24 protein-coding genes and 2 rRNA genes (1 of these 26 only partly in view) are annotated in these 24,744 nt (G+C 69.5%); 21 read left to right on the forward strand and 5 right to left on the reverse strand.

Annotated features, from left to right (window positions below):
* The 11 genes from ACICHK_RS22415 to ACICHK_RS22465 form a co-directional block, all read left to right on the forward strand.
* Positions 1-1,232, forward strand: a 23S ribosomal RNA gene (locus ACICHK_RS22415); it begins 1,890 nt to the left of the window's first position.
* An 89-nt stretch (positions 1,233-1,321) separates the two neighbouring features.
* Positions 1,322-1,438 (forward strand): 5S ribosomal RNA (rrf, locus tag ACICHK_RS22420).
* Between the two features lie 68 nt (positions 1,439-1,506).
* On the forward strand, positions 1,507-2,151 hold the full coding sequence (locus ACICHK_RS22425; protein WP_151470783.1) for an HAD family phosphatase: 645 nt from the start codon (positions 1,507-1,509) through the stop codon (positions 2,149-2,151).
* 134 nt (positions 2,152-2,285) lie between these two features.
* Entirely contained in the window at positions 2,286-3,098 is an 813-nt protein-coding gene (locus ACICHK_RS22430) for a VC0807 family protein (protein WP_406838294.1), read from the forward strand.
* Positions 3,099-3,158: 60 nt separating this feature from the next.
* Complete coding sequence (locus tag ACICHK_RS22435; protein ID WP_406838295.1) at positions 3,159-4,379, forward strand: MFS transporter; 1,221 nt, start codon at positions 3,159-3,161, stop codon at positions 4,377-4,379.
* A complete protein-coding gene (locus tag ACICHK_RS22440) occupies positions 4,330-5,502 on the forward strand; it encodes an acetoin utilization protein AcuC (RefSeq protein ID WP_151470781.1) in 1,173 nt (390 codons plus the stop codon). The genes ACICHK_RS22435 and ACICHK_RS22440 overlap by 50 nt, the downstream gene beginning before the upstream one ends.
* A gap of 219 nt (positions 5,503-5,721) precedes the next feature.
* Entirely contained in the window at positions 5,722-6,537 is an 816-nt protein-coding gene (locus ACICHK_RS22445; RefSeq protein WP_406838296.1) for a phosphatase, read from the forward strand.
* Positions 6,538-6,666: 129 nt separating this feature from the next.
* A complete protein-coding gene (locus ACICHK_RS22450) occupies positions 6,667-6,876 on the forward strand; it encodes a helix-turn-helix domain-containing protein (RefSeq protein WP_192582492.1) in 210 nt (69 codons plus the stop codon).
* A gap of 142 nt (positions 6,877-7,018) precedes the next feature.
* Entirely contained in the window at positions 7,019-7,117 is a 99-nt protein-coding gene (locus ACICHK_RS22455) for a 30S ribosomal protein bS22 (protein ID WP_003948845.1), read from the forward strand.
* Positions 7,118-7,545: 428 nt separating this feature from the next.
* Entirely contained in the window at positions 7,546-8,607 is a 1,062-nt protein-coding gene (locus ACICHK_RS22460) for an NAD-dependent epimerase/dehydratase family protein (RefSeq protein ID WP_406838297.1), read from the forward strand.
* A gap of 14 nt (positions 8,608-8,621) precedes the next feature.
* A complete protein-coding gene (locus ACICHK_RS22465; RefSeq protein WP_406838298.1) occupies positions 8,622-9,674 on the forward strand; it encodes a lysophospholipid acyltransferase family protein in 1,053 nt (350 codons plus the stop codon).
* Positions 9,675-9,776: 102 nt separating this feature from the next.
* Here ACICHK_RS22465 and ACICHK_RS22470 read toward each other — a convergent pair whose 3' ends face one another.
* The 3 genes from ACICHK_RS22470 to ACICHK_RS22480 all read right to left on the reverse strand — a co-directional run bounded on the left by ACICHK_RS22470 (position 9,777) and on the right by ACICHK_RS22480 (position 13,633).
* Positions 9,777-11,009, reverse strand: coding sequence for a DUF5667 domain-containing protein (locus ACICHK_RS22470; protein ID WP_406838299.1), 1,233 nt, complete (start codon positions 11,007-11,009; stop codon positions 9,777-9,779).
* Positions 11,010-11,263: 254 nt separating this feature from the next.
* Positions 11,264-12,034: an ECF subfamily RNA polymerase sigma factor, BldN family gene (locus ACICHK_RS22475; RefSeq protein ID WP_037627370.1), complete on the reverse strand. Its 771-nt coding sequence runs from the start codon at positions 12,032-12,034 to the stop codon at positions 11,264-11,266.
* 657 nt (positions 12,035-12,691) lie between these two features.
* Positions 12,692-13,633, reverse strand: a complete 942-nt coding sequence (locus ACICHK_RS22480; RefSeq protein WP_406838300.1) for an HAD family hydrolase — start codon at positions 13,631-13,633, stop codon at positions 12,692-12,694.
* A 139-nt stretch (positions 13,634-13,772) separates the two neighbouring features.
* On the opposite strand from ACICHK_RS22480, the gene ACICHK_RS22485 reads away from it, so the two are divergent.
* The 5 genes from ACICHK_RS22485 to ACICHK_RS22505 all read left to right on the forward strand — a co-directional run bounded on the left by ACICHK_RS22485 (position 13,773) and on the right by ACICHK_RS22505 (position 19,536).
* Positions 13,773-14,072: a glutaredoxin family protein gene (locus ACICHK_RS22485; protein WP_103553008.1), complete on the forward strand. Its 300-nt coding sequence runs from the start codon at positions 13,773-13,775 to the stop codon at positions 14,070-14,072.
* Positions 14,073-14,415: 343 nt separating this feature from the next.
* Complete coding sequence (locus tag ACICHK_RS22490; protein ID WP_151470773.1) at positions 14,416-15,174, forward strand: redox-sensing transcriptional repressor Rex; 759 nt, start codon at positions 14,416-14,418, stop codon at positions 15,172-15,174.
* Positions 15,171-16,886, forward strand: a complete 1,716-nt coding sequence (locus ACICHK_RS22495) for a glutamyl-tRNA reductase (protein WP_406838301.1) — start codon at positions 15,171-15,173, stop codon at positions 16,884-16,886. The genes ACICHK_RS22490 and ACICHK_RS22495 overlap by 4 nt, the downstream gene beginning before the upstream one ends.
* The gene (gene hemC, locus ACICHK_RS22500; RefSeq protein ID WP_151470771.1) at positions 16,883-17,842 is read left to right on the forward strand and encodes a hydroxymethylbilane synthase; all 960 of its coding nucleotides are present in this window, start codon (positions 16,883-16,885) and stop codon (positions 17,840-17,842) included. Before ACICHK_RS22495 ends, hemC begins: the two co-directional genes overlap by 4 nt.
* Positions 17,839-19,536 (forward strand): bifunctional uroporphyrinogen-III C-methyltransferase/uroporphyrinogen-III synthase, encoded by a 1,698-nt coding sequence (locus ACICHK_RS22505; RefSeq protein WP_151470770.1) that lies wholly within the window; start codon positions 17,839-17,841, stop codon positions 19,534-19,536. Before hemC ends, ACICHK_RS22505 begins: the two co-directional genes overlap by 4 nt.
* A 76-nt stretch (positions 19,537-19,612) precedes the next feature.
* On the opposite strand, the gene ACICHK_RS22510 is transcribed toward ACICHK_RS22505, so the two are convergent.
* Both ACICHK_RS22510 and ACICHK_RS22515 read right to left on the reverse strand, forming a co-directional pair.
* The gene (locus ACICHK_RS22510; RefSeq protein ID WP_406838302.1) at positions 19,613-19,807 is read right to left on the reverse strand and encodes a DUF397 domain-containing protein; all 195 of its coding nucleotides are present in this window, start codon (positions 19,805-19,807) and stop codon (positions 19,613-19,615) included.
* The gene (locus ACICHK_RS22515; protein WP_406841287.1) at positions 19,804-20,595 is read right to left on the reverse strand and encodes a helix-turn-helix transcriptional regulator; all 792 of its coding nucleotides are present in this window, start codon (positions 20,593-20,595) and stop codon (positions 19,804-19,806) included. The genes ACICHK_RS22510 and ACICHK_RS22515 overlap by 4 nt, the downstream gene beginning before the upstream one ends.
* Positions 20,596-20,805: 210 nt before the next feature.
* Here ACICHK_RS22515 and ACICHK_RS22520 point away from each other — a divergent pair, with 210 nt between their 5' ends.
* From ACICHK_RS22520 to ACICHK_RS22540, 5 genes are all read left to right on the forward strand, one after another.
* A complete protein-coding gene (locus ACICHK_RS22520) occupies positions 20,806-21,231 on the forward strand; it encodes an ATP-binding protein (protein ID WP_406838303.1) in 426 nt (141 codons plus the stop codon).
* A gap of 360 nt (positions 21,232-21,591) precedes the next feature.
* Positions 21,592-22,557, forward strand: a complete 966-nt coding sequence (locus ACICHK_RS22525) for a helix-turn-helix domain-containing protein (protein ID WP_406838304.1) — start codon at positions 21,592-21,594, stop codon at positions 22,555-22,557.
* Between the two features lie 20 nt (positions 22,558-22,577).
* On the forward strand, positions 22,578-22,952 hold the full coding sequence (locus ACICHK_RS22530) for a hypothetical protein (RefSeq protein ID WP_406838305.1): 375 nt from the start codon (positions 22,578-22,580) through the stop codon (positions 22,950-22,952).
* A 104-nt stretch (positions 22,953-23,056) separates the two neighbouring features.
* Positions 23,057-23,941, forward strand: coding sequence for a DNA-processing protein DprA (locus tag ACICHK_RS22535; protein WP_151470766.1), 885 nt, complete (start codon positions 23,057-23,059; stop codon positions 23,939-23,941).
* A gap of 13 nt (positions 23,942-23,954) precedes the next feature.
* Positions 23,955-24,704 (forward strand): hypothetical protein, encoded by a 750-nt coding sequence (locus tag ACICHK_RS22540; RefSeq protein ID WP_406838306.1) that lies wholly within the window; start codon positions 23,955-23,957, stop codon positions 24,702-24,704.
* The last annotated feature ends 40 nt before the right edge of the window (positions 24,705-24,744 follow it).

Consider the following 24,744-nt stretch of genomic DNA (forward strand, 5'->3'; position numbering starts at 1 on the left):
AAAATGCCCCCGTAACTTCGGGAGAAGGGGGGCCACGTCCGGTGATGAGTCTTGCACTCTGAGCTGGGGGTGGCCGCAGAGACCAGCGAGAAGCGACTGTTTACTAAAAACACAGGTCCGTGCGAAGCCGTAAGGCGATGTATACGGACTGACGCCTGCCCGGTGCTGGAACGTTAAGGGGACCGGTTAGTCAAGATTCGTCTTGGCGAAGCTGAGAACTTAAGCGCCAGTAAACGGCGGTGGTAACTATAACCATCCTAAGGTAGCGAAATTCCTTGTCGGGTAAGTTCCGACCTGCACGAATGGCGTAACGACTTCTCGACTGTCTCAACCATAGGCCCGGTGAAATTGCACTACGAGTAAAGATGCTCGTTTCGCGCAGCAGGACGGAAAGACCCCGGGACCTTTACTACAGTTTGATATTGGTGTTCGGTTCGGCTTGTGTAGGATAGCTGGGAGACTGTGAAAGCCGCACGCCAGTGTGGTGGGAGTCGTCGTTGAAATACCAGTCTGGTCGTGCTGGATGTCTAACCTGGGTCCGTGATCCGGATCAGGGACAGTGTCTGATGGGTAGTTTAACTGGGGCGGTTGCCTCCTAAAGAGTAACGGAGGCGCCCAAAGGTTCCCTCAGCCTGGTTGGCAATCAGGTGTTGAGTGTAAGTGCACAAGGGAGCTTGACTGTGAGACCGACGGGTCGAGCAGGGACGAAAGTCGGGACTAGTGATCCGGCGGTGGCTTGTGGAAGCGCCGTCGCTCAACGGATAAAAGGTACCCCGGGGATAACAGGCTGATCTTCCCCAAGAGTCCATATCGACGGGATGGTTTGGCACCTCGATGTCGGCTCGTCGCATCCTGGGGCTGGAGTCGGTCCCAAGGGTTGGGCTGTTCGCCCATTAAAGCGGTACGCGAGCTGGGTTTAGAACGTCGTGAGACAGTTCGGTCCCTATCCGCTGTGCGCGTAGGAATATTGAGAAGGGCTGTCCCTAGTACGAGAGGACCGGGACGGACGAACCTCTGGTGTGCCAGTTGTCCTGCCAAGGGCATGGCTGGTTGGCTACGTTCGGGAGGGATAACCGCTGAAAGCATCTAAGCGGGAAGCCTGCTTCAAGATGAGTATTCCCACCCCCTCGAGGGGTTAAGGCTCCCAGTAGACGACTGGGTTGATAGGCCAGATCTGGAAGCCCGGTAACGGGTGGAGGTGACTGGTACTAATAGGCCGAGGGCTTGTCCTCAGTTGCTCGCGTCCACTGTGTTGGTTCTGAAACCACGAACAACCGTCGTAGCCGTATGGCCCCGGCTCCGGTTGACAGTTTCATAGAGTTTCGGTGGTCATAGCGTGAGGGAAACGCCCGGTTACATTCCGAACCCGGAAGCTAAGCCTCACAGCGCCGATGGTACTGCAGGGGGGACCCTGTGGGAGAGTAGGACGCCGCCGAACAAATTGTGAAGAAAACCCCCGTGCCGGGGATACCGGTACGGGGGTTTTCTGCGTTTAGGGTCTTTGGTATGCGCTACGACCTGATTATTTTCGACAACGACGGCGTCCTCGTGGACAGCGAGCCGATCTCCAACACCTTGCTGGCCGCCTATCTCACCGAACTGGGACACCCCACCTCGTACGAGGACTCCCTTCGTGACTACATGGGCTCCGCGATGCACCGCATCCACGACCTCGTCCTGGAGCGCACCGGCCGGCGGCTGCCGGACGACTTCGACGACGTGTTCCACGCGCGGGTCTTCGCCGCCTTCGAACGGGAGTTGAAGCCCGTTCCCGGTGCCGGCCAGGTGCTGGAGAAGCTGGCCGCGGACGGCGTGCCGTACTGCGTGGCCTCCTCCGGTAGCCATGAGCGGATCCGGGTCGGGCACCGGACGACCGGGCTCGACCGGTGGTTCGACGCGGGGCGGGTCTTCAGCTCGCAGGACGTCGGGCGGGGCAAGCCGGCACCCGATCTGTTCCTCCACGCCGCCGAGCGCATGGGCGTACGGCCGGAGAAGTGCGCCGTCGTCGAGGACAGTCCCCTGGGCGTCCAGGCGGCCAACGCGGCCGGGATGGACGTGTACGGGTTCACCGCCATGACACCGGCGGACCGGCTCACCGGTGCCACCCAACTCTTCTCCGACATGGGGGAGTTGGCTGACCTGCTGGTATGACGGCACCCATCGGCGGGCGCTGACATTTGTCATGCGGAGACCCGGACGATCGTTTCTGTCGGCGGGTGGGGTCCGACCGCGAAGCTGAGTACATCGAAACGGGACGTGCACAGCGACGACGGAGGGACCCGATCATGAGCATCACCGCCACCGAGATCAGCACCGGAGAGATCGCCCGCGCCGACCGGGCGGAAACGGCCACCGCTCAGGAGACCGCCGCCTCCAAGCCGAGCTTCCTGCCGCTGATCCTGGACGTGGCGGTGCCCGTCGGGTCGTACTACCTGCTCAAGAACGGGTTCGGGATGAGCACGATGGCGGCCCTCGGCTGGAGCAGCGTCGTGCCGGCCGTGCGCACGGTGTGGGGCGTGGTCAAGGAGCGCAAGTTCAACGCCCTCGCCGCGCTGATCCTGTTCGTGAACGTGGTCGGTCTCGCGCTCAGTCTGGTCGCCGGTGACCCCCGGCTGATGCTGGCGAAGGACAGCGGGGTCAGCAGCACGATCGGGATCGGCATCCTGGTGTCCGTGAAGCTCGGGCGGCCGATGATGACGCAGGGGATGAAGCCCTTCCTCGTGAAGGGCGACACGGCGCGGGCCGCGGCCTGGGACCGGCTGGCTGCGGGCTCGGAGGCGTTCCGGAAGGCCGAGCGGACGTTCTCGCTGGTCTGGGGCACGGTCCTGCTCGGTGAGTGCGTCGCGAAGGTCGTGGGCGCCTACACGCTGCCGATCGACACCATGGTCTGGCTCGGCACGGTCGTCACCGTCGCCTCGATGGCCCTCGCCTTCTTCCTCAGCGGGCGCTTCGCCGTCGTCCCGATGGAGAAGATGCTGGAGCAGGAGCTCGCCGCCGGGTCCGGGACGCACAGCTGGACCGCCCCGCCGGGCGGACCCGGACGGGTCCGCCGCGAAGACCTCGACCGTCTCTCCCCATCCCCACCCCCGAAGAGCTGAGCAAAATTCATCTTCGGCTTGATCTACCCACTGGTAAGCCGGGGCCCTACGCTCGCCGCCATGACAGATGTGCTGCGGCGCGGTAGGGCCTCTTTGGCGTTCAGCTTCTTCGCTCAGGGTGCCGCCTTCGCGCTGCTCGTGACGCGTATCCCGGCCATCCAGGACCGTTACGGGATCTCCGACGCGCTCCTGCCGGTGTTCCTGGCGGCCGTCCCGGTCCTCGCCGGGCTGGGCAGCGTCACCACCGAGCATCTCGTCAAGCGCATACGCCCCAGCCGGATCCTGCGGTGGTCGCAGCCGGTCGTGCTGCTGGCCCTGCTCGGCGTCGGCGCCGGTGACCAGCTCGTCGAGGTGGCCGTCGCCCTCGGCGCCTTCGGCCTCGCGGTCGGCGGGCTCGACGCCTCGATGAACATGCTCGGGGTGAGTCTCCAGCGGTCGTACGGGCGCAGCATCATGCTCGGTTTCCACGCCGCGTACAGCCTGGGCGGGATCGTGGGCGCCTCGCTCGCGTGGGCCGGGGCGCACTGGCACCTGTCGCTCTTCGTGTCGTACCTGCCGGTCGTGCTGGTGCTGCTGCCGCTGTGCCTGGTGGGCAGCCGTTGGTACGTCGACGGGGGCGCGGACGCGGACGGCGGGGCGGTGGAGGCCGGCGCCGGCGCGGGGCCGCTCGTCTTCAAGCTGCTGCTGCCGCTGTGCCTGGTGATGACGTTCGCCTACATCGGGGACTCGACGGTCTCCAACTGGAGCGCGAAGTACCTCAAGGACGTGCTGGGCAGCTCGGAGCAGACGGCGACCGTTCCGTACAACGTCTACATGGTGATGACGCTGGTGGGGCGGGCCGTCGGGGACTTCGGCGTGCGGCGGTTCGGGGCCGTGGCGGTGGTGCGGCTGGGTGCGGTGGTCGCCGCCCTCGGGTTCGGTGTGGTCGCGGTCGCGCCGGGGGCCGGGGTGGGCATGCTGGGCTTCACGCTGCTGGGGCTCGGGCTGTGCGTGATCGTGCCGCAGACCTTCGCGGCCGCGGGAAGGCTCTTCCCGGGGGCGTCGGACACGGCGATCGCGCGGCTGAACATCTTCAACTACGTCGGGTTCCTGATCGGGTCCCCGTTGGTGGGCGCGCTGGGCGACGCGTGGAACTACCGCGGGGCCATGCTCGTACCGATGGTGCTCGTCCTCGCGACCTTGGGGTACGCCCGCTCGTTCGAACCTCAACCGGACCGATACGGTGACGTGCATGAGCGGCCGCGCACAGCTGATGTGGGACGAGGCAGTAACGGGGTATGACTTCGGTCCGGACCATCCGATGGATCCGGTCCGGCTCCGGCTGACCCGGGGACTCGTCGACGCCTTCGGGCTCGACCGTGATGTCGCCGTCGTCGCGGCGAAGCCCGCCGGGGACTCGACCCTGCGGCTGGTGCACCGGGAGGACTACGTGGCGGCGGTCAAGGCCGCGTCCGCCGATCCCCGGTCGGCCGACCAGGCGTACGGCCTGGGTACCGAGGACGATCCGGCGTTCGCCGGGATGCACGAGGTGTCCGCGATGATCGCCGGACAGTCGGTGGGGGCGGCGGAGGCGGTGTGGCGGGGGGAGGCGCTGCACGCGGTGAACTTCGCCGGCGGGCTGCACCACGCGATGCCCGGCAGCGCTTCCGGCTTCTGCGTCTACAACGACGCGGCCCTCGCCATCGCCCGGCTGCTGGAGCTGGGCGCCGAGCGGGTCGCGTACATCGATGTCGACGTGCACCACGGTGACGGTGTCCAGGCGGCCTTCTGGGAGGATCCGCGGGTCCTGACGATCTCGCTGCACGAGCATCCGCGGACGCTGTTCCCGCAGACCGGGTGGCCCGAGGAGACCGGGGCGGGCGGCGCGGAGGGCTCGGCCGTCAACGTGGCGTTGCCGGCGGGGACCGGGGACGCGGGCTGGCTGCGGGCGTTCCACTCCGTGGTGCCCGAGCTGATCGCCGACTTCCGGCCGCAGGTGCTGGTCACCCAGCACGGCGCGGACACCCACTTCGAGGACCCGCTCGCGCACCTCGCCGTCTCGCTCGACGCGCAGCGGGCGGTGCAGGTCGCCTGTCACGACCTGGCGCACACGTACGCCGACGGGCGCTGGGTCGCGCTGGGGGGCGGCGGATACGCGGTGGTGGAGGTGGTGCCGCGCTCGTGGACGCACCTCGTGGCCGTGGCGGCGGGCCGTCCCGTCGAGCCCGAGACGGTGATCCCGGAGAGCTGGCGGCAGGAGGTCTTCGCCCGTACGCGGCAGTTGGCGCCGATGCGGATGACGGACGGACGGTGGCCGGTGCCCTGGAAGGACTGGGAGGCGGGGTACGACCCGGCGGACCGCCTCGACCAGGCGATCGTGGCCACCCGCAAGGCCGTGTTCCCGCTGCGGGGGATGCTCCCTTAGACCTCGCGCGGGCCGCTCGGCCGTCGTCCCGCCGCCGGTACCGCCGACGCCGTCACCACTTGTCACCGCTGTCACGGCTGTCACCGCTGTCGTCGGTGGCAGGACCGCTGTCGTCGCTCTCGTCGGTGTCGTCGGTGACAGGCGGACCGCTAGGCCAACTGTGGGGCATAGCGCGCATTCCGCGCATCCGGTACCGGCGGATGCGCGAGCATCGCCGATGTGTTGAGCACCGGAGCTTTGCGTGCACATCTGCTGGCCGCCCGGCTGGCCGGGCCCGTGGCCACCTCGCGCGAGGAGAGCCTGCGCAGCTACCGGCTCTTCGCCGCCCGCGACCCCCGTCTGCTGCTCGGACTCGACCCCGAATGGACGTGGGGCCAGCGGGATCTGATCGGGTTGATGGCCGACAAATGCGGAGTCTCGGCTGATCCGTCACACACTTCGGGGCATGATGTGATCGACCCGGAGCGGACCCTGTCGGCCCTCGACGCCTTCGCGGAACGGCTCGCCGAAGCGGCCCGCCGTCGTCACCCCGTGCTCCTCGGTACCGGTCACCCGCACCGGCTGATCGATTTCTACGCCGCGCTCGCGGACGCCCTGTCGGCGGCTGGATGTACCGTCCTCACCCCCGCGCAGGGTAGCTCTATCGACATAACGACCCGGTTCGGTCTACGCACGTACAACATCGACTACGTACAAGGTGTCGCGCTGGTGCGCGAACCGGAGGCGGGAGCCGCCGGTCGCACGACCGGCGCACACACCCATTCACCCCTCCCGGTCCGGACCGTCCTGGCGGCCGCGGCGGAGGGGGGAGGGCCCCTCCCGGAGCTGGTCATCGGAGACCACGGATGGGTCTGCGGTGCAGGTCAGCTGGGGTTCGATGCCATCGGGCTGGCCGATACGGACGACCCCGCGCTGTTCGTCGGGGAGGCGGAGGGGCGTGTGGCCGTCGCCGTTCCGCTGGATGACGCTGTGCGGTCTGATTACTACCGTCCGCTTACTCGCTATGTACTCGATCGGGCGTGTCTGTCACAGTAGGCGGCCGATGGCATCCCCTCTTCCCCACTCGCATCACCCGCCCCTACATTGGGGAGTGAGTGCGCAACGACGAAGAGTCACCGGAAGGGGAAGCCGGTGGCCGTCGAGTGCGGAAGGTTCAGGTGTGACATGGCTGCAGGCGACAGGCCTCTGAACGAGGTTCAGTTCCTTACCGTGGCGGAAGTCGCCTCGGTGATGCGGGTGTCGAAGATGACCGTGTACCGCTTGGTGCACAGCGGTCATCTGCCGGCGATCCGGGTGGGGAGGTCCTTCCGGGTGCCGGAGCAAGCGGTTCACGAGTACCTCCGTGAGAGCTATGTGGGGGTGGAGACCGCCTGACGGCGTTCCGGGAGACCGTTCGTGATCTCCCGGAAACACCTCGATTACGACCTTGGCCCTCGGGCGGGTAGGCTGGCCCCTCATAGGTCGTGTGGGCCCATGCAGCCCAGCACCGAGTAAAGAGAAGTGAGCGAGGGTAGTCGTGGGCTCTGTTATCAAGAAGCGGCGCAAGCGGATGGCGAAGAAGAAGCACCGCAAGCTGCTCAAGCGCACTCGCGTTCAGCGTCGCAACAAGAAGTAAGCGGCGCCGCGGAAACGCGTACTGTGGCCTCTCACCGGCTGGTGGGGGGCCACAGGCGTACCCGGCCGCGAAAGGGCCGCTCCAGGAGCGGCGGAGGGCCGGGACGGGGCCCGCCGGGCCGGCGGGCCGGCCGGAATCCGACGGGGGGCCTGACCGAGGTGTCCTCGCGGCCGCCGAGAACCGTCGGTACGACAATGGCAGAGAAGGAGCGCCCCGAAAGACCGCTCGGCCGTCGAACGTGTTCGGCCATGTGTGCCGCGTACGCCTGTGGGCCGAATGGCTGGGTCTGGTCGTATGTCCATGACTGTCGTCACTTCGTGCATCGGGCGGTCATCACAGCGCAACATCGACCCGCTAAGTTGGCCGCACACGGGGAACTCGGCAGTACGAGCGGAGCTACGTCCAGTTCAGGAAGGAAGGCGCTGATCTTGGGGAAGGTCGTGCTCGTGACCGGGGTGGCCCGGCAGCTGGGAGGCCGGTTCGTACGACGGATCCAGCGTGACCCCCAGGTGGACCGGGTGATCGCCGTGGACGCGGTGCCGCCCGAGCACCACATCGGCGGCGCCGACTTCGTGCAGGCCGACATCCGGCAGCCCACCGTCGCCCGGGTGCTCGCCGAGTACTCCGTCGACACGGTCGTCCACATGGACGTGACGGGCACGGCGCTGGGCTCCGGCAGCCGGACCACGGTCAAGGAGACCAACGTCATCGGCACCATGCAGTTGCTCGGTGCCTGCCAGAAGTCCCCGACGGTCAAGCGACTCGTCGTGAAGTCCAGTACGAACGTCTACGGCTCGGCGCCGCGCGATCCCGCCGTCTTCACCGAGACCACCGCGCCCAAGTCGCTGCCCAGCGGCGGCTTCGCGAAGGACACGACCGAGGTCGAGGGATATGTGCGCGGCTTCGCGCGCCGCCGGCCCGATGTCGCCGTGTGCGTGCTGCGGTTCGCCAACATCCTCGGCCCGAGCGCGGATTCGCCGCTCGCCTCGTACTTCTCGCTGCCGGTGCTGCCGACGGTGTTCGGTTACGACCCCCGGCTCCAGTTCGTCCACGAGAGGGACGTCATCGAGGTCCTGCGGCTCGCCTCGCACGAGCCGCGGCGGGGCACGCTCAACAGCGGCACGTTCAACATCGCCGGTGACGGTGTCCTGCTGCTCTCGCAGTGCGCGCGGCGCCTGGGCCGGCCCACGGTCCCGCTGCTGCTGCCGGCCCTCAGCTGGGCCGGTACGGCCGTGCGTACCCTGGGAGTGACGGACTTCTCGCCGGAGCAGCTGCGGCTGCTCACGCACGGCAGGGTGGTCGCGACGGTCCAGATGCGCGAGACCCTGGGCTACGAGCCGAAGTACACGACGGCGGAGACCTTTGCGGACTTCGCCCGGAGCAGGGGCCCCGGACTCCTGCCCCCCGAGGCCCTCGCGGGGGCCGTGGACAGGATCGCCGCACTGCCCGTTCTGGGCGGCGGTCACCCCCCGACGCAGAGCGCCAACTGAGGAGCGCATCAACGATGGCGGACGCCAAGGTCATTCCGTTCGACGACGACCGCTCGCGCGGGGCCGCTGTGCAGCGCCCGGCGAGGCGCCGGGCCGCGGGGAGCCGGCGCAAGGGTGAGCCCGTGGCCGTCCGCGAGGTCCAGCCCGCGCCCGGCCGGGTCCTCCCGCAGGATGATGTCCCCGTGACGCAGGAGGAACAGCCGGCCCCGGAGGCCCGGCCGGGCGGTACGAGCCTGGAGCGGCGCATCGCGGGAGGCCTGTCCTTCCTGCGGCGCAGGCTCACCGGCGACTACGAGATCGACGAGTTCGGGTACGACCAGGAGCTGACCGACCAGGTCCTGATGTCGCTGATCCGGCCGGTGTACGAGAAGTACTTCCGCGTCGAGGTGAAGGGCGTCGAGAACATCCCGTCCGACGGCGGTGCCCTGATCGTCGCCAACCACTCGGGCACCCTTCCGCTGGACGGCCTGATGATGCAGGTCGCCGTCCACGACAACCACCCCGCGAACCGGCATCTGCGCCTGCTCGCCGCCGACCTGGTGTTCATGCTGCCGGTCGTCAACGAGCTGGCCCGCAAGGCCGGGCACACCCTGGCCTGCGCCGAGGACGCCGAGCGGCTGCTGGAGCGCGGTGAACTGGTCGGGGTGATGCCGGAGGGCTTCAAGGGCATCGGCAAGCCGTTCAGCGAGCGCTACAAGCTCCAGCGGTTCGGCCGGGGCGGCTTCGTCTCGACGGCGCTGCGCGCGGGCACCCCGATCATTCCGTGCTCGATCGTGGGGGCGGAGGAGATCTACCCGATGATCGGCAACGCGAAGACCCTCGCGCGGCTGCTGGGCTTCCCGTACTTCCCGATCACCCCGACCTTCCCGTGGCTGGGCCCGCTCGGCGCGATCCCGCTGCCGACCAAGTGGACGATCCAGTTCGGCGAGCCGATCCGCACGGACGGCTATCCGCCGGAGGCGGCCGACGACCCGATGTTGATGTTCAACCTGACCGACCAGGTCAGGGAGCAGATCCAGCACACCCTGTACAAGCTGCTGGTGCAGCGCAGGTCCGTTTTCTTCTGATCATGCAGTTACGATTCTGTTGATCATGTCCTGATATGCCGATACGCGGATGGGGCGCCCTCCTCGAGGAGGGCGCCCCATCCGCGTATCGCGGTGGCCCGGTCAGTCGCTGTTCTGCGTGTCGATGCCGAGGCCCGGCAGGAGGCCGGGGAGCAGGGGCGGCAGGGTGACGTCGGGCTCGCTCGTCGTACCGCCCTTGCTGCTGGCGCTGGACGACGGGGTGGAGCTGCTGTCGTCCTTCGGCGGGTCGAGCAGACCGCCGGTGCCGCCGCCGAGCAGCCCCTCGGCGCTGCTGCTCGAACTGGACGGCTCGGGCTTGCCGCTGCTGTGGCCCGCGCTCGCGGAGCCGCTGCTGGCACTGGGCGTCGGAGTGTCCGCACCGGGGGAGCCGGCGGTCTCCTCGCTCTTGCCCCGGTGACGGCCGGTGCCCTCGGGGGCGGGCGTCCTGGGCAGCAGCGAGCGCAGCGGGTCGACCTCTTCGTCTATGGCCTCGAAGACCGACGAGACCTGGTCACTGACGTCACCGAGTTGCACGGGAAGCCGGTCACGCAGTGCGCCCCAGGCCTCGCGATGAGACTGGGAGAAGGCCGAGAGGGTCTGGATGGGACCGAGCGAGCCGTCCCGTTCGTACGCCTCGTGCAGCAGCCGGTGGCCCTCGGAGGCGTCGTGCTGCATGCCGGACAGGGCGCGGCGGATCTCGCCCATGGACTCGTGGTCGAGGTGTCCCGAGCGGCCCCGCTCCATCAGCCGACGGGCTTCGTTCAGGCGGGTCGAGGCCTGGTCGAGGTAGAGCTCGCCCCGGTCGTTGTCGCCGTCGGCCAGCCCCAGCTTGATGTCCTCCATGCCCCGTTTGAGCCCGTAGAGCGAGTCACCGGGCAGGGCGTCGGAACTCGCGGCGGCCACGCCGCCGAAGGCCCCGGCGGCCACACCGACGGTGAGCCCGCCCGCGGCGAGCCCCTTGGACAGCCGGGACCGGGGCCGCAGCTTCCCCAGCCCGGTCGCCCGGTGCGAGCCCTTGGCCCGATGGGACCGCTGCTCGGGCAGGGCGCGGTCCGGACCCTCGCCTCCGGCGGCGGTGCCTTCCTGCAGCATGGCCTCCATCGCGGCGACGAGCTGGGCTCGCTGCACGATCTTGACCTCGGGGTCCAGCTCCGGTACGGGCAGCTCGCCGAGACCGGTGGCGAGGGCCAACAGCAGCCCTTGCTCGGTCTGTTCCGCAGCAGCCCGGGACGGTGGCGACCCATCGGGCTGCTCGGCCGCCGTGCCCTGGTCGATCTCCTCCAGGGCCTGGGCGAAGGCGTTCGCCCGCCGGTGTGCCGATACGTTCGCGATCACTGGCGGCACCTCCTCTCGTCATGACGGTCGACTCCCCAGGGGGTCCTGAGGGTTGCGCCCCCTGACCGCACCCACACGATCGGGTGATCGGCGTCGGCCAAGGGGTGACCACAGGGAGCCTGTATCCCGCACAACGAGCGTCACGGCACCTTGGTTACGGACGACAGACATACGGCCCGTGAAGTCAACAGACTTTTACAGAAGGTGAGTTGGGCATCGCCGAGCGGGTGGGGTCCCGGTGGCCGGAAGCGGGCTCAGCGGACGTCGTCGGGCAGGAGCCGGGCCAGCGTACGGACGGCCCGGTACTGGAGGGTCTTGATGGCGCCCTCGTTCTTGCCCATCACCCGGGCGGTCTCGGCGACCGAGAGCCCCTGGAGGAAGCGGAGCGTCACGCACTCCTGCTGCTGGGGGTTGAGCCGGCGCACCGCGTCGAGCAGCGCGGCGTTCGACAGGGACTCCAGGACGGAGTCCTCGGGGGAGCGCTCGACCTCGTTGGCGTCGAGCATCTCGCCGGTGGTCACTTCCAGCCGGAAGCGGCTGGACTTGAAATGGTCGGCCACCAGGTTCCGGGCGATGGTCACGAGCCAGGCGCCGAAGTCGCGCCCCTGCCAGGTGAAGGTGCCGATCCGGCGCAGCGCCCGCAGAAAGGTCTCGCTGGTGAGGTCCTCGGCGGTCGCCTTGCCCCCCACCCGGTAGTAGATGTAGCGGTAGACGGTGTCGCTGTACTGGTCGTAGAGCCGTCCGAAGGCGTCGGCCTCGCCGGCCTGGGCGCGCTCCACGAGATCCATCATCCGGGCGCTGTCACTGTCCGCGGCCGGACGGCGTGCGGTGGTGGCCGAGCCTGAGCGGCCCCGCCTGCCGACCGCCGCGTTGCCGTCGGCCAGGGCGTAGCAGGGTCCGACGGGCGCGGGGAGGGCGAAGGCGGGGACGGCGTACGCGGTGGGGACGAAGCCGCGTAGACGGTCCAGGACCGTTGCGCGCAGCGTAGCCAGGCCCGAGGCGTCAACCCCGACGTGTGAGTACACGGGACTCCCAGAGGCAGAGCTTCCATCACGTGCAGTGCGGGACCTTTCACCCGTCGTAGCGACGGAGGGGTACCGGTTTGCGTCTGAGGAGAATAACGCTTCGTACAGGCAGCACTACACCCAGTTGCTAAAATCATCGATTGCGACGCTTTTGGCACGGATCGGTGCGCGTTCAAGTGCTGGCCGGTGACCGCTTGTTGATCGGAACGGTTCACGTTCCGTCTGAGTACAGAGCGTGTTGTGCCCGCCTGCGGAGGGCGTGACTGAGTCGCCCATGGCATGGGTAGGACGATGTGATTGCCTGCACGGCGGGCGCCCCCGTCCCAGCTCCGGACAGGTTTTCGCCCCTTCCGCCCCCACCCGTCTCAACCTGGGACTCCGCCCCCGGACCCGGCTCCTCAAACGCCGGAGGGGCTGAAATTTCCCGGCCGGGCTGAAACGTGCCTGCGGGACAGACATGGCGCCAGCCGCGAAGCACCCGCACCCGGCGACGCGCGGGAGGGGCCGTGCCGGTACATCGAATGCCCGCAGGCCGGACGGATCGGAACCCACCCGCACTTCGAAACCCCGGGGGGATCCGTTCGGATGCGGGCGGATGTACCGGCACGGCCCCGACCCACCCACCGGCACCGAACCCGGAAACGCCTCCGGCGAGGCTCAGCGGCGGCGCCGGTGCAGTGCGATCGCGGCCGCCGTGCCGCCGGCCACCGCGCCGACCCCGGCCGCGGCGGGAATCCCGACCTTCGCGGCCTTGCGCGCGGTGCGGTAGTCCCGCAGCCGCCACTCGAAGTCCCGCGCGTGCTTGCGCAGCTTCGAGTCCGGGTTGATCGCGTACGGATGCCCGACCAGCGAGAGCATCGGAATGTCGTTGTGCGAGTCGCTGTACGCCGCGCAGCGCGACAGGTCCAGGCTCTCCGCGGACGCCAGCGCCCGTACGGCCTCCGCCTTCGCCGGCCCGTGCAGCGGCTCGCCGACCAGTTTCCCGGTGTAGATCCCGTCCACCGACTCCGCGACCGTCCCCAGCGCACCCGTCAGGCCGAGCCGCCGCGCGATCACCGTGGCGATCTCCACCGGCGCCGCCGTGACGAGCCACACCTTCTGCCCGGCGTCCAGGTGCGCCTGGGCGAGCGCGCGGGTCCCGGGCCAGATCCGCTCGGCCATGTACTCGTCGTAGATCTCCTCGCCGATCGACATCAGCTCGGAGACCCGGTGGCCCTTCACGATCGACAGCGCGGAGTCACGCGCTTCCTGCATGTGCTCGGGGTCCTCGACGCCGGCCAGCCGGAACCACGCCTGCTGCCAGGCGAACTTCGCGAGGTCGCGGGTCTCGAAGAACTTCCGCTTGTACAGCCCGCGTCCGAAGTGGAAGAGGGCAGCACCTTGCATCACGGTGTTGTCGAGGTCGAAGAACGCGGCGGCCCTGTCGTCGCCGAGCACCGGGAAGTCGGGTTCCTCCACGGCGTCCGGTGGCGCCAGTTCTTCCAGTTCCTGCAGTTCCTGCGAGGTCTTGCGCGCTGCCTCCGCCGAGGCCTCGCCTGCCAACACGCTCCGCGCGGTCGCGGAGCGCCTACGGGGAGTGAGCCATCCGAGAGCGGCCATGTCGTGAGCATAGCCAGTCCGTTCGGCGCTTCCGGAGTCGACAGGATTCGGCGCTGTGAACTCTCCGCGGCCATGCCGTTAAACGACGAGTGCCCGAGCGTGCCCGCCGGGGCGTCCGGGGCGGGGGAATGGCGCGAGAATGGCGTGCATGAGCCCCATGTTCCGGCGCAGCGACCGCCGTACGGAGAGCAAGGCGCCCGCGGAGCACCTGGTCACGCTGATCAGGAAGCCCGGGTGTCATCTGTGTGATGACGCACAGGAAGTGATCGAGAAGGTGTGTGCCGACCTCGGGGTCCCCTGGGAGGGGAAGGACATCACCGAGGACGAGGAGCTGCACCGCCAGTACTGGGAGCAGATCCCGGTGGTGCTGGTGGACGGCGCCCAGCACACCTTCTGGCGCGTGAACGAGGAACGCCTGCGCAAAGCGCTCGCGGGGTGAGCCCGTGCCCGGCGGGGCCGTGGGTACTCGCGATGTATCCCGACTTGTGACCTGACGGACCAGTCCAGGGGGTCCGGAAAGTCGCCTAGGATCGACGGCGATTGGTCTCGGGGGCGGGAAACGGTGAGGAGAGTGTGCGTTTTTGCCCCCTTCAGATGCGCAGCGGAGTCGTCCGAGCGCCGGTCGCGAGCGGGCGTGTCGGGCCCGCGTGACCCCTGTCACGTTGGCCGGGCAAATCGGACATCATCTTTGTGCACGCGTTCACAAAGACATAGCCTGCACCGGACGGGGCGGTCTGGGGACATGTGACCGCCTGCAGCCCCGCTCTACCCGCAGGAGCACCGTGGCAACTGGCCGAACTCACCGACCGGCGACCCGCAGCCGAGGAATTCCCGAGGCCACCGTCGCCCGGCTTCCGCTGTACCTCCGTGCCCTGACCGCACTGTCGGAGCGCTCGGTGCCCACCGTCTCCTCCGAGGAGCTCGCGGCCGCCGCGGGGGTCAACTCCGCGAAGCTGCGCAAGGACTTCTCCTACCTCGGTTCCTACGGGACCCGTGGGGTGGGCTACGACGTCGAGTATCTCGTGTACCAGATCTCCCGCGAACTGGGCCTGACCCAGGACTGGCCGGTCGTGATCGTCGGTATCGGAAACCTCGGCGCGGCACTGGCCAACTACGGGGGGTTCGCCTCCCGTGGATTCCGTGTGGCGGCGCTCATCGACGCCGACCCCGCGATGGCCGGCAAGCCCGTCGCCGGCATCCCGGTGCAGCACACGGACGACCTGGAGAAGATCATCGACGAGAACGGCGTCTCGATCGGTGTCATCGCCACCCCGGCCGGAGCCGCCCAGCCCGTCTGCGACCGCCTGGTCGCCGCCGGAGTCACCTCCATCCTGAACTTCGCGCCGACCGTCCTGTCCGTCCCGGACGGCGTCGACGTGCGCAAGGTCGACCTCTCCATCGAGCTGCAGATCCTCGCGTTCCACGAGCAGCGCAAGGCCGGCGAGGAGGCCGAGGCGCAGGCCGGTGCCACCGCCCCGGCCGAGCGGGAGAACAACGGCAAAGGGCCCGACGGGGACGTTCCCGCCGTGATGCCGGCATGAGTCTCCTCGTCGTCGGACTGAGCCACCGCAGCGCTCCGGTCAGCGTCCTCGAACGGGCCGCGCTGTCCGCGGACGCGCAGGTCAAGCTGCTCCAGGACACCCTCGTCGCCGAGCCCGCCGCCGAGGGCGCGGTGCTCGCCACCTGCAACCGCATCGAGCTGTACGCCGACGTGGACAAGTTCCACGCGGGCGTCGCCGAGCTGTCCACGCTCCTCGCCCAGCACAGCGGCGTCGGCCTGGAGGAGCTCACTCCCCACCTGTACGTGCACTACGAGGACCGGGCCGTCCACCACCTCTTCTCGGTGGCCTGCGGCCTCGACTCGATGGTCGTCGGCGAGGGCCAGATCCTCGGCCAGATCAAGGACGCGCTCGCCACCGCGCAGGAGCTGCACACCGCGGGCCGTCTCCTGAACGACCTGTTCCAGCAGGCCCTGCGGGTCGGCAAGCGCGCCCACTCCGAGACCGGCATCGACCGCGCCGGACAGTCCCTGGTCACCTTCGGCCTGGAGCAGCTGTCCGCCGGACGGCCCGTCGAGGCCTGGGCCAAGGGCAAGAAGGCCCTCGTCATCGGCGCGGGCTCGATGTCCTCGCTGGCCGCCGCGACGCTCGCGCGCGTCGGTGTCGGCGAGATCGTGATCGCCAACCGCACCCCCGACCGCGCCGAGCGGCTCGCCGAGATCCTCAGGGGCGGCGACGACACGGACGTGCTGGCCCGCGCGGTACCGATGGACTCGGTGCCGGTCGAGCTGACACGTGCCGACATCGCCGTCTCGTGCACCGGTGCCACCGGGCTCGTCCTGACGGCCGACACCGTCGCCGCCGCCGTCGAAGGACGTACGGGAACGCCCGCGGCCCTGCGCGAGACGGCGGCCGGCCCGGCCGGTCACCTCGCTCCCGCCGACGTCTGCGGCGACGACGCCTGCCCGCTGGACCTGTCCGCCGTGCAGGGCGCCACCGGTTTCTCCGTCATGGGCGAGGCGGCCGTGGCCGGCATGGACGCCGCCACCCTGGAGCAGCACGCGGCCTGGGTGGACAAGGGCACCGGGACCGTCGAGCGCCGTGACGGCCGTCGTACGCCCGGCGAGGACGCCGAGGCCGACGCCGACCTCATCGCCGCGCTGGCCGCCACCGCCGCGACGGTCGGCCGCATCCCCGAGCGCCGGAGGCCCGAACCCGTCGCCGAGGCACCCCGCCCCGCGCCGGTGCTCGCGCTGCTCGACCTCGCGATGCCCCGTGACATCGACGCTACCGTTCACCGACTGCTCGGTGTACGGTTCGTCGACCTGGAGACCCTCGCCGAGGCCTCCGCGGACGCGCCGATGGCCGCCGACGTGGACCAGGTGCGCCGGATCGTCTCCGACGAGGTGGCCGCGTTCGGCGCCGCCCAGCGGGCCGCGCACATCACGCCCACCGTCGTGGCGCTGCGCGCGATGGCCGCCGACGTCGTCGCGAACGAGATCGCGCGGCTGGACGGACGGCTGCCCGACCTCGACGACAAGCAGCGCGGCGAGATCACCCAGACCGTGCGGCGCGTCGTCGACAAGTTGCTGCACGCCCCGACCGTACGGGTCAAGCAACTCGCCGCCGAGCCCGGCGGCGCCGGGTACGCGGACGCGCTGCGGACCCTGTTCGACCTGGACCCGGAGACGGTCGCCGCCGTCTCGCGGGCCGAGAACAACACCGAGAACGCCAAGAACCGAGGGCGAGCATGAGTGAGCAGGCTTTGAGGCTGGGGACGAGGCGCAGCAAGCTCGCCATGGCCCAGTCCGGGCAGGTGGCGGAAGCCGTGAGCCGGGTGACCGGACGGCCCGTCGAGCTCGTTGAGATCACGACGTACGGCGACGTCTCCCGCGAGCACCTCGCGCAGATCGGCGGCACGGGCGTCTTCGTGACCGCGCTGCGGGAGGCCCTGGTGCGCGGGGAGGTCGACTTCGCCGTGCACTCCCTCAAGGATCTTCCGACCGCGCAGCCCGAGGACCTCGCGCTGGCCGCCGTGCCGGTGCGCGAGGACGTCCGTGACGTGCTCGTGGCCCGCGACGGACTGACCTTCGAGCAGCTGCCGGACGGCGCGCGCGTCGGTACCGGCTCGCCGCGCCGCATGGCGCAGCTGAACGCCTACGCGCGCAGCCACGGCATGACGATCGAGACGGTCGCCATCCGGGGCAACGTCGACACCCGGATCGGGTACGTCCACGCCGGGGAGCTCGACGCCGTCGTGCTCGCCGCCGCCGGACTGAGCCGACTCGGCCGCATCGAGGAGGTCACCGACTTCCTGTCGGCCGACACCGTTCTGCCCGCCCCCGGCCAGGGGGCCCTGGCGATCGAGTGCGCCGCGCACGACGCGGACCTCGTCGCCGCGCTCGCCGAGCTCGACGACCCGTTCACCCGGGCCGCCGTGACCGCCGAGCGATCCCTGCTCGCGGCCCTGGAGGCCGGCTGCAGCGCTCCCGTGGGCGCGTACGCCGACCTTCTGGCCGACGGGCAGATTGTCAAGGAGATGCGCCTGCGCGGCGTCGTCGGCACGACCGACGGCTCGACGCTGGTGCAGCTGTCCACCACCGGTCCCGTGCCCGAGACGCATGACCAGGCGATGTCGCTCGGCCGTGAACTCGCCGCCGAGATGCTTGCCAAGGGCGCGGCCGGTCTGATGGGGGAGCGAGCACTTTGAGCCCCACCAACCTTCCCACCAAGCCGGTCCACGGGCACGTCACCTTCCTGGGTGCCGGACCCGGAGATCCAGGGCTGCTGACACTGCGCGCCGTGGAGGCGCTGGCGAACGCGGACGTCCTCGTCGCCGAGCACGACGTGCTCGACGTAGTGCGTGTTCATGCCAGACAAGGCGTCGCCGTCCTGAACACGGATCCGGACACTTCGCCGGTTCCGTACCCGGGCACGCCTCAGCTGACGGTCGTTGACGGCGCGTCGACGACCGTTGGTGACCCCGCGTCGAGGGACGCCGCCAATCTTGTCATGGCGGCCGCACGGGGCGGCAAGCGGGTCGTGCGTGCGGTGTCCGGGGACCCGGGACTTGATACGTACGCGGCCGAGGAAATGCTCGCCTGCGTCGCCGCGGGTGTTCCGTTCGAGGTCGTGCCCGGCATCGCGGCCGCCGTCGGTGTGCCCGCGTACGCGGGTGTTCCGCTGCGGGACGCCGAGGGCGCGGACGTACGGTTCGTCGACGCGCGGACCGCCTCGAACCGCTGCTGGACCGAGGTCGGCGCCTCCGACGGCACCGTCGTGGTGTCGGCGACGCTCGACTCCGTGGCCGCGGCCGCCGGTGAGCTGGTGGCCTCCGGCCGCAAGCCCGACACCCCGATGTCCGTGACGATCGCCGGTACGACGACCCGCCAGCGCACCTGGTCGGCCACCCTCGGCACGATCGCGCAGACGCTGAAGCAGGCGAAGGTGCTGCCGTCCCCGGACGGCGGCCGGCCGGTGATAGCCGTGGTCGGCGAGCGTTCCGCCGCCGCCCAGCGCGACCAGTTGTCGTGGTTCGAGTCCAAGCCGCTGTTCGGCTGGAAGGTGCTCGTGCCGCGTACGAAGGAGCAGGCGGCGTCGCTCTCCGACCAGCTTCGCTCGTACGGGGCCGTGCCCTACGAGGTGCCGACGATCGCCGTCGAGCCCCCGCGCACGCCCCAGCAGATGGAGCGCGCGGTCAAGGGCCTGGTGACGGGCCGCTACGAGTGGATCGCCTTCACCTCGGTCAACGCCGTCAAGGCGGTCCGGGAGAAGTTCGAGGAGTACGGCCTCGACGCGCGCGCCTTCGCGGGCATCAAGGTCGCCGCGGTGGGCGAGCAGACCGCGAACGCGCTCGTCGCCTTCGGCGTGAAGCCGGACCTCGTGCCGAGCGGCGAGCAGTCGGCCGCGGGCCTGCTGGAGGACTGGCCGCCCTACGACCCGGTCTTCGACCCGATCGACCGCGTCTTCCTGCCCCGGGCCGACATCGCCACGGAGACCCTCGTCGCCGGGCTCATCGAGCTGGGCTGGGAGGTCGACGACGTCACGGCGTACCGCACCGTGCGCGCGTCGCCGCCGCCGGCGGACACCCGTGAGGCGATCAAGGGCGGCGGTTTCGACGCGGTGCTCTTCACCTCGTCGTCGACCGTGCGGAACCTGGTCGGCATCGCGGGCAAGCCGCACAACGTGACGGTGATCGCCTGTATCGGCCCCGCGACGGCCAAGACGGCCGAGGAGCACGGGCTGCGGGTCGACGTGATGGCCCCCGAGCCCTCGGTGCACAAGCTGGCGGAGGCACTGGCCGACTTCGGCCTGCGCCGCCGTGCGGCCGCCCTGGACGCCGGTGACCCGGTGACCCGCCCGAGCGAGCGCCGTCCGGGCTCGCGCAGGCGCCGGACGACCTGACCGCAGGTGAGAACGCCCCGCTGCCTCCTACGGGAGACGGCGGGGCGTTCTTCGTTGTGTGCCCGGCCTGGCCCGGTCAGGCGGACGGCAGGAAAGCGGCCCAGGCGCCCGGGGTGAGGCTGAGGCGGGGGCCGTCGGGGTTCTTGGAGTCCCGGACGAGGACGCGGTCCCGGGCGGGGGCCACTTCGACGCAGTCGGGGCCGTCGGATGTGCTGTAGCTGCTCTTTATCCATTCCGGCTTGGTGCCGGTTCCCGGAGCCTTGAGCGTCATGTCCTTATATCTCCCAGTGCTTTCTCGATCAGAGGCAACGAGTCCTGTGGGCTGAGAGCCTGGGCGCGCAGAGCTCCGTAGCGGATGTCGAGGACCGTCGTTTCCTTGGGGTCTGCGGTCACTCTGCTGCTGAGGGGTGATTCGCTGAACGCGACTGTGGCTCCGCCCTTGAGCTTAAGCAGTCGGAACGAACCGCCAGTCCCGGAGTTCACTTCGCGGCCCAAGGGAAGGACTTGGAGGTCCACGTTGCGCAATTGGGCCGCCTCCAACAGTCGTTCGAGCTGCCGACGCATCACCATTCTGCCTCCCATCGGCCTGTGAAGCGTCGACTCGCACTGAACAAAGCTGAAGACGCGCCGCCCGGTCATGAGATCAAGGATCTCCTGTCGAGCCAAGCGTGCCGCGACCTGCTGCTCAACCTCGTCCTCGGTGAGCGCTGGTCGATGTGCGTTGAATACAGCCCGCGCGTACTCCTCGGTCTGTAACAACCCGTGGATGACAGAGTTGTTGTAAGACCCCAGCTCAACGGCTTCCGCCTCCAGTTTCTTCAGATCCCGTACCTTCTTCGGGTACCGGACCTCCGTCAAGTCCTCCTTCAGTGCCGCGATTCTGCCGCCCGCCGCGAGGGTCTCGTCCGCGCGGTCCAGGTACTCGGGCCGGGGGATGCGCCGCCCCCGCTCCACCGAGGAGACCAGTTCCTCCCCGTACCCGATGGCCGCCCCGAACTCGGCCTGGGTCAGACCCGCCGACTCGCGCCACAGCTTCAGCTGGCGCGCGACCGTTCTCATCACCGCTCCGGCCTCGTCGTCTTCCAGCCCCACGTCCCAGTCGTCCACGCAGTCCACCGCCTTCCGCCACGCCGCCAGTTGCCCAACCGTCGTCCTTCGTGCCGCGTCACCCCGTACGGCCCGTACGGAACCGGACACCATCCGGACGGACACCGTCCGCACGGGCCGCTCTCCTTCACAGGTTACGTACGGAAGAACACGCTGAGTGACGTGAATCAGCGAACTGCGCACCCCCCGCTCCACCACTTCTCGGTGCCGCTCTCCGCCACCCGGCGCGGCGCTCGCCTCGCCCGGCTGCTCGCGGCCGAGCAACTGCACGACTGGGGGCTGCCGTTGGACCCGGCCCGGCTCGTCGTCGCCGAACTCGCCGCAAGCGCCGCCCTGCACGGCCGGGTCCCCGGCCGGAGCTTCCGTCTGACTCTCTTCGTCCGCGCTCCCCAGACGCTGTGCGTGGAGGTCGCCGACGCCCGGGGGGAACGGTGGCCGGTGCGGGCGCGGGCCGCCGCTGGGGACACGGCCGAGTCCGGTTACGGGCTGCTGTTCGTAGGGGAGTTCGCGGACCGCTGGGGTGTGCGGTCGGGGCCCGTGCCGTGCAAGACGGTGTGGGCGGAGCTCGATCTCGGGCCCGGCCGGTGACGTCCGGACCGGAGCCCGGTGACACGTCCTTCGGTGGCGGGTCGGCCGGGTCGGCGGGCGGTAAAAGACCAAAGAACCCGGGGAAAAAACCAACCAACCAGCCAAACCGGGCCCATGTCACACGAGCGGGTGAAAGGGGCCGGTGCGGGTGGCGCGAGGACGGCTCGGACGTGCACGCTCGCCGCAGGCAACATCCACAACTGTGCGACCCCACACATGCTTCGGCCCCCGCCGGGACTGCAATCCCATTGCGAGGGCCTGACCAGCGAGGAAGAAGAGAGCTTCCCCATGGCTGTCATCAAGTCTATCGATGCCTTGCGCCCGAGTCAGGGAGTACGACGCAACACCACCCACTCCGGTGTGACCCACGTACGTGAGTACCAGCCCGACCAGTACACGATCGTCGGCAACCACCTCGCCCAGCACCGGGGTCTCTCCGCTGCCGCGATCGGGATCGCCGTGCACATCCTGTCGCTGCCCGAGGGCGCGCGGGTCGACATCCGCAGCCTCGCCGAGCGGTTCCCCGAGGGCCGGGACCGGATCGCCTGCGCGCTGCGGGAGTTGGAGGAGCGCGGCTATGTCGAGCGGGTGCGGGAGCGGCTCCCCTCCGGGCGGATGGTCACCCGTACGTACGCCTTCCACGCCCCCGCGCTCACCCGGGCCCGGCGTGAGGCGGAGCCGGAAACGGCGGCCGCCCCGGTGGCTTCGGCAGCCCCGGCCGCGACGGTCCCGGCAGCCCAGGCGTCCCCGACGATCCCGGCCGCGACGGTCCCGGACCTCGCTGTCCTGGACCTCGCCGTCTCCGGAGGTCCGCCCTCCGGCGTGGAGTCGGCCACCCGGACACAAGTCCCCGAGCCGGCCGCCGCCCGCGCCGAGCAGGAGTCGACCTGTGGTGAGCACCGCGACAAGGCCGAGGCGCTGCTCGCCGGGCTGCGCAGGACCGACATCCGGCTGACGCTGTCCGGGCGGGAGGTGCGAAGGCTGGCTCCCCTGGTCGTCGCCTGGTTCGAGAACGGTCTCGGCAGGGCGTCGGTGATCCACGCCCTGACCGACGACCTTCCTCTCCACGTGCGGCACCCGGCCGGCTTCCTCCGCAACCGCCTGCTGGACCTGCTCCCACCGGCGCTGCCACCGCTTCCGGGGGCGGGCGAGTCCGAGCCGCTCCCGAGTCGGCCTTTGCCACCTCCACCCGCCATGGCGACCTGCGAAGGCGGCTGCGACAGGGGTTTCCGAGCACCGTTCCCAGGGGCGTGGTGCCGCGACTGCCGCGCCGCCCGGCCCGGGGAAGCCCCCGTGGCTCCGGCGGGCGTGACAGCCCTCGTCTGAGTCTCCCGAGAGGAACGACCATGCACGTACACGCGACCCACTCCGCCTACGCGGACGTCTACCACGACCTGCTCCAGGCCTCCAGCGCCCTCGACACGCTGCGAAATGCCGGTACCGGTGACGCCCCAGACGTCGAGCCGTACGCGGGGGCGGCCATGTGGGGAGTCCGGTTTGCTCTGGCCATGCTCCACCGCGACCTGCCCTGCCAGCCTCCACCGCCCCACGGCGCCCGGACCACCGAGGAGCTCCTGGCCCTTTGCGCCAACTGGCGCGACGCCGCGCTGGGAATCGGCGAGTTCGCACCGGAACTCTCCCTGCGGCTCGTCACGGAAGACGCGGGACGGCAGTCCGATCCCGTGCCTGGTACCGATTCCGGAGGGGTGGCCGTGCGATGAAGACAGGACATCGTGTCGCTACCGGCTGTCAGGGGATCGTCCCGTCCCGAAGAGATCGCTCATGTTCAGCCGCCCGGCTGGTATCCCCTTCCTATACTTGCCGCATGGATCAGGAGCTGGAGCGCGCCGCCCTCGTCGCCCTGCTGCGGCGCGGCGATCGCTCCTGGCCTGACCTCACGGATCAGATCGAGACCGTTGGTAGCGCCCTCGAAGTCCTGGAGAACGCGCTGGACGCTTCGGGTCAGGGTGCGCTCTTCGACACCGGCCCCACTGCGGATCTCGACGAAGTCGCAGCCGAGATCGCGGCCTGGGAGCGCGAGGGCATGCGGTTGGTCACGATTCTCGACGAGGACTACCCGCTCTATCTCAGACTGGTCCACCAGCGTCCGCCATTCCTGTTCCTGCGCGGTGACTCCGCCGAAGCGGACCTGCGGGTCGCCGTGGTCGGAACCCGCACCCCCAGCCCCGAGGGTGTCGCCCACGCTCGTGCGATCGGGGGCGGCCTTGCCGAGCGTGGCGTCACCGTGGTGAGCGGGCTTGCCGCCGGAATCGACACCGCCGCCCACGGATCCGCTCTCGACGTGGGCGGGCATACAGTCGCCGTCATCGGCACCGGTCTGCGACACGCCTACCCCGCGCAGAACGCACTGCTTCAGCAGGAGATCGCCGAGCGTGGACTGCTGATCTCCCAGTTCTGGCCGGACACACCACCGTCCAAGACGTCCTTTCCCATGCGGAACGCGGTGATGAGCGGCTACAGCCTGGCGACCGTCGTCATCGAGGCGGCCTACCGCAGCGGCGCCCGAATGCAGGCCCGCCTCGCGCTGGAGCACGGTCGACGGGTCTTCCTCATGCGCTCCCTCATGACACACGAATGGGCGAGGGAATACGCGGCCCGGCCCAATACCACCGTCATCGACGGTCCCGAGGACGTATTCCGTCGGCTGGACTCCCTCGTCCCGGTCACGGGCGAGCTGACCTGGGCATAGGGGCGCTGCCAGGATGGCGACCGTCGTCGGGCTCTCCGACCGTTATGCCAACTTCCTCATCCACCCGTTGCCGTCCGGTCCGGGCGTGTGCCAGATCTGCCGGGGCCCGGCCCGAAGCGGATATCCGGCCTGCTTACGGTGCCAGCAGGCGGCCACGGCGCTCGGAGCGGGTATCGCCGACACCGTGGTCCCGATCAGCCTGGCCTTGAAGGGGGAGCAGTACGCCAACGAACTCTGGCGCTACAAAAACGCTCCAGGCGCCCAGCAGCGGTACTTCCGTACGGGACTCGCGGCCGTTCTGTGGCGCTTCCTCGCCCGGCACGAGCGCTGTATCGCGTATCAATGCCGGGTCCCTGGCTTCGACACCGTCACGACAGTGCCCAGCACGAGCGGCCGGGCGGAACATCCCCTGCGCGTCATGGCCGCCGACATGGTGGGTGTCACGCGTGAACGCTATCGCGACCTCCTTGTACCGGCACCGAAAGCGGCTGATCTCGGCCGCGAGGTATCGCTTTCGCGTTACGTCTCGACGGCACTGTGGGGTGAGAACGTGCTGCTGCTCGACGACACCTGGGTCACCGGAAAACATGCGCAGTCCGCGGCTGCCGCGCTCAGAGCCGCCGGCGCCGGAAGTGTCGCCGTCGTGGTCCTGGGACGTCATCTCAATAAGAACTACGGGGACACGGCAGTCCACATCGAGCAGGCACGGCTTCGGCGATTCGCCTGGGACGTCTGCCTGCCGCGCCCCTGGAGTCACGACTGACGGGTACGGTTACCCGTCTCCGGTCTCGGCTCATGGCCCT

It is taken from the genome of Streptomyces sp. AHU1 (assembly GCF_045343905.1).
Taxonomy (GTDB): Bacteria; Actinomycetota; Actinomycetes; order Streptomycetales; family Streptomycetaceae; genus Streptomyces; species Streptomyces triticiradicis.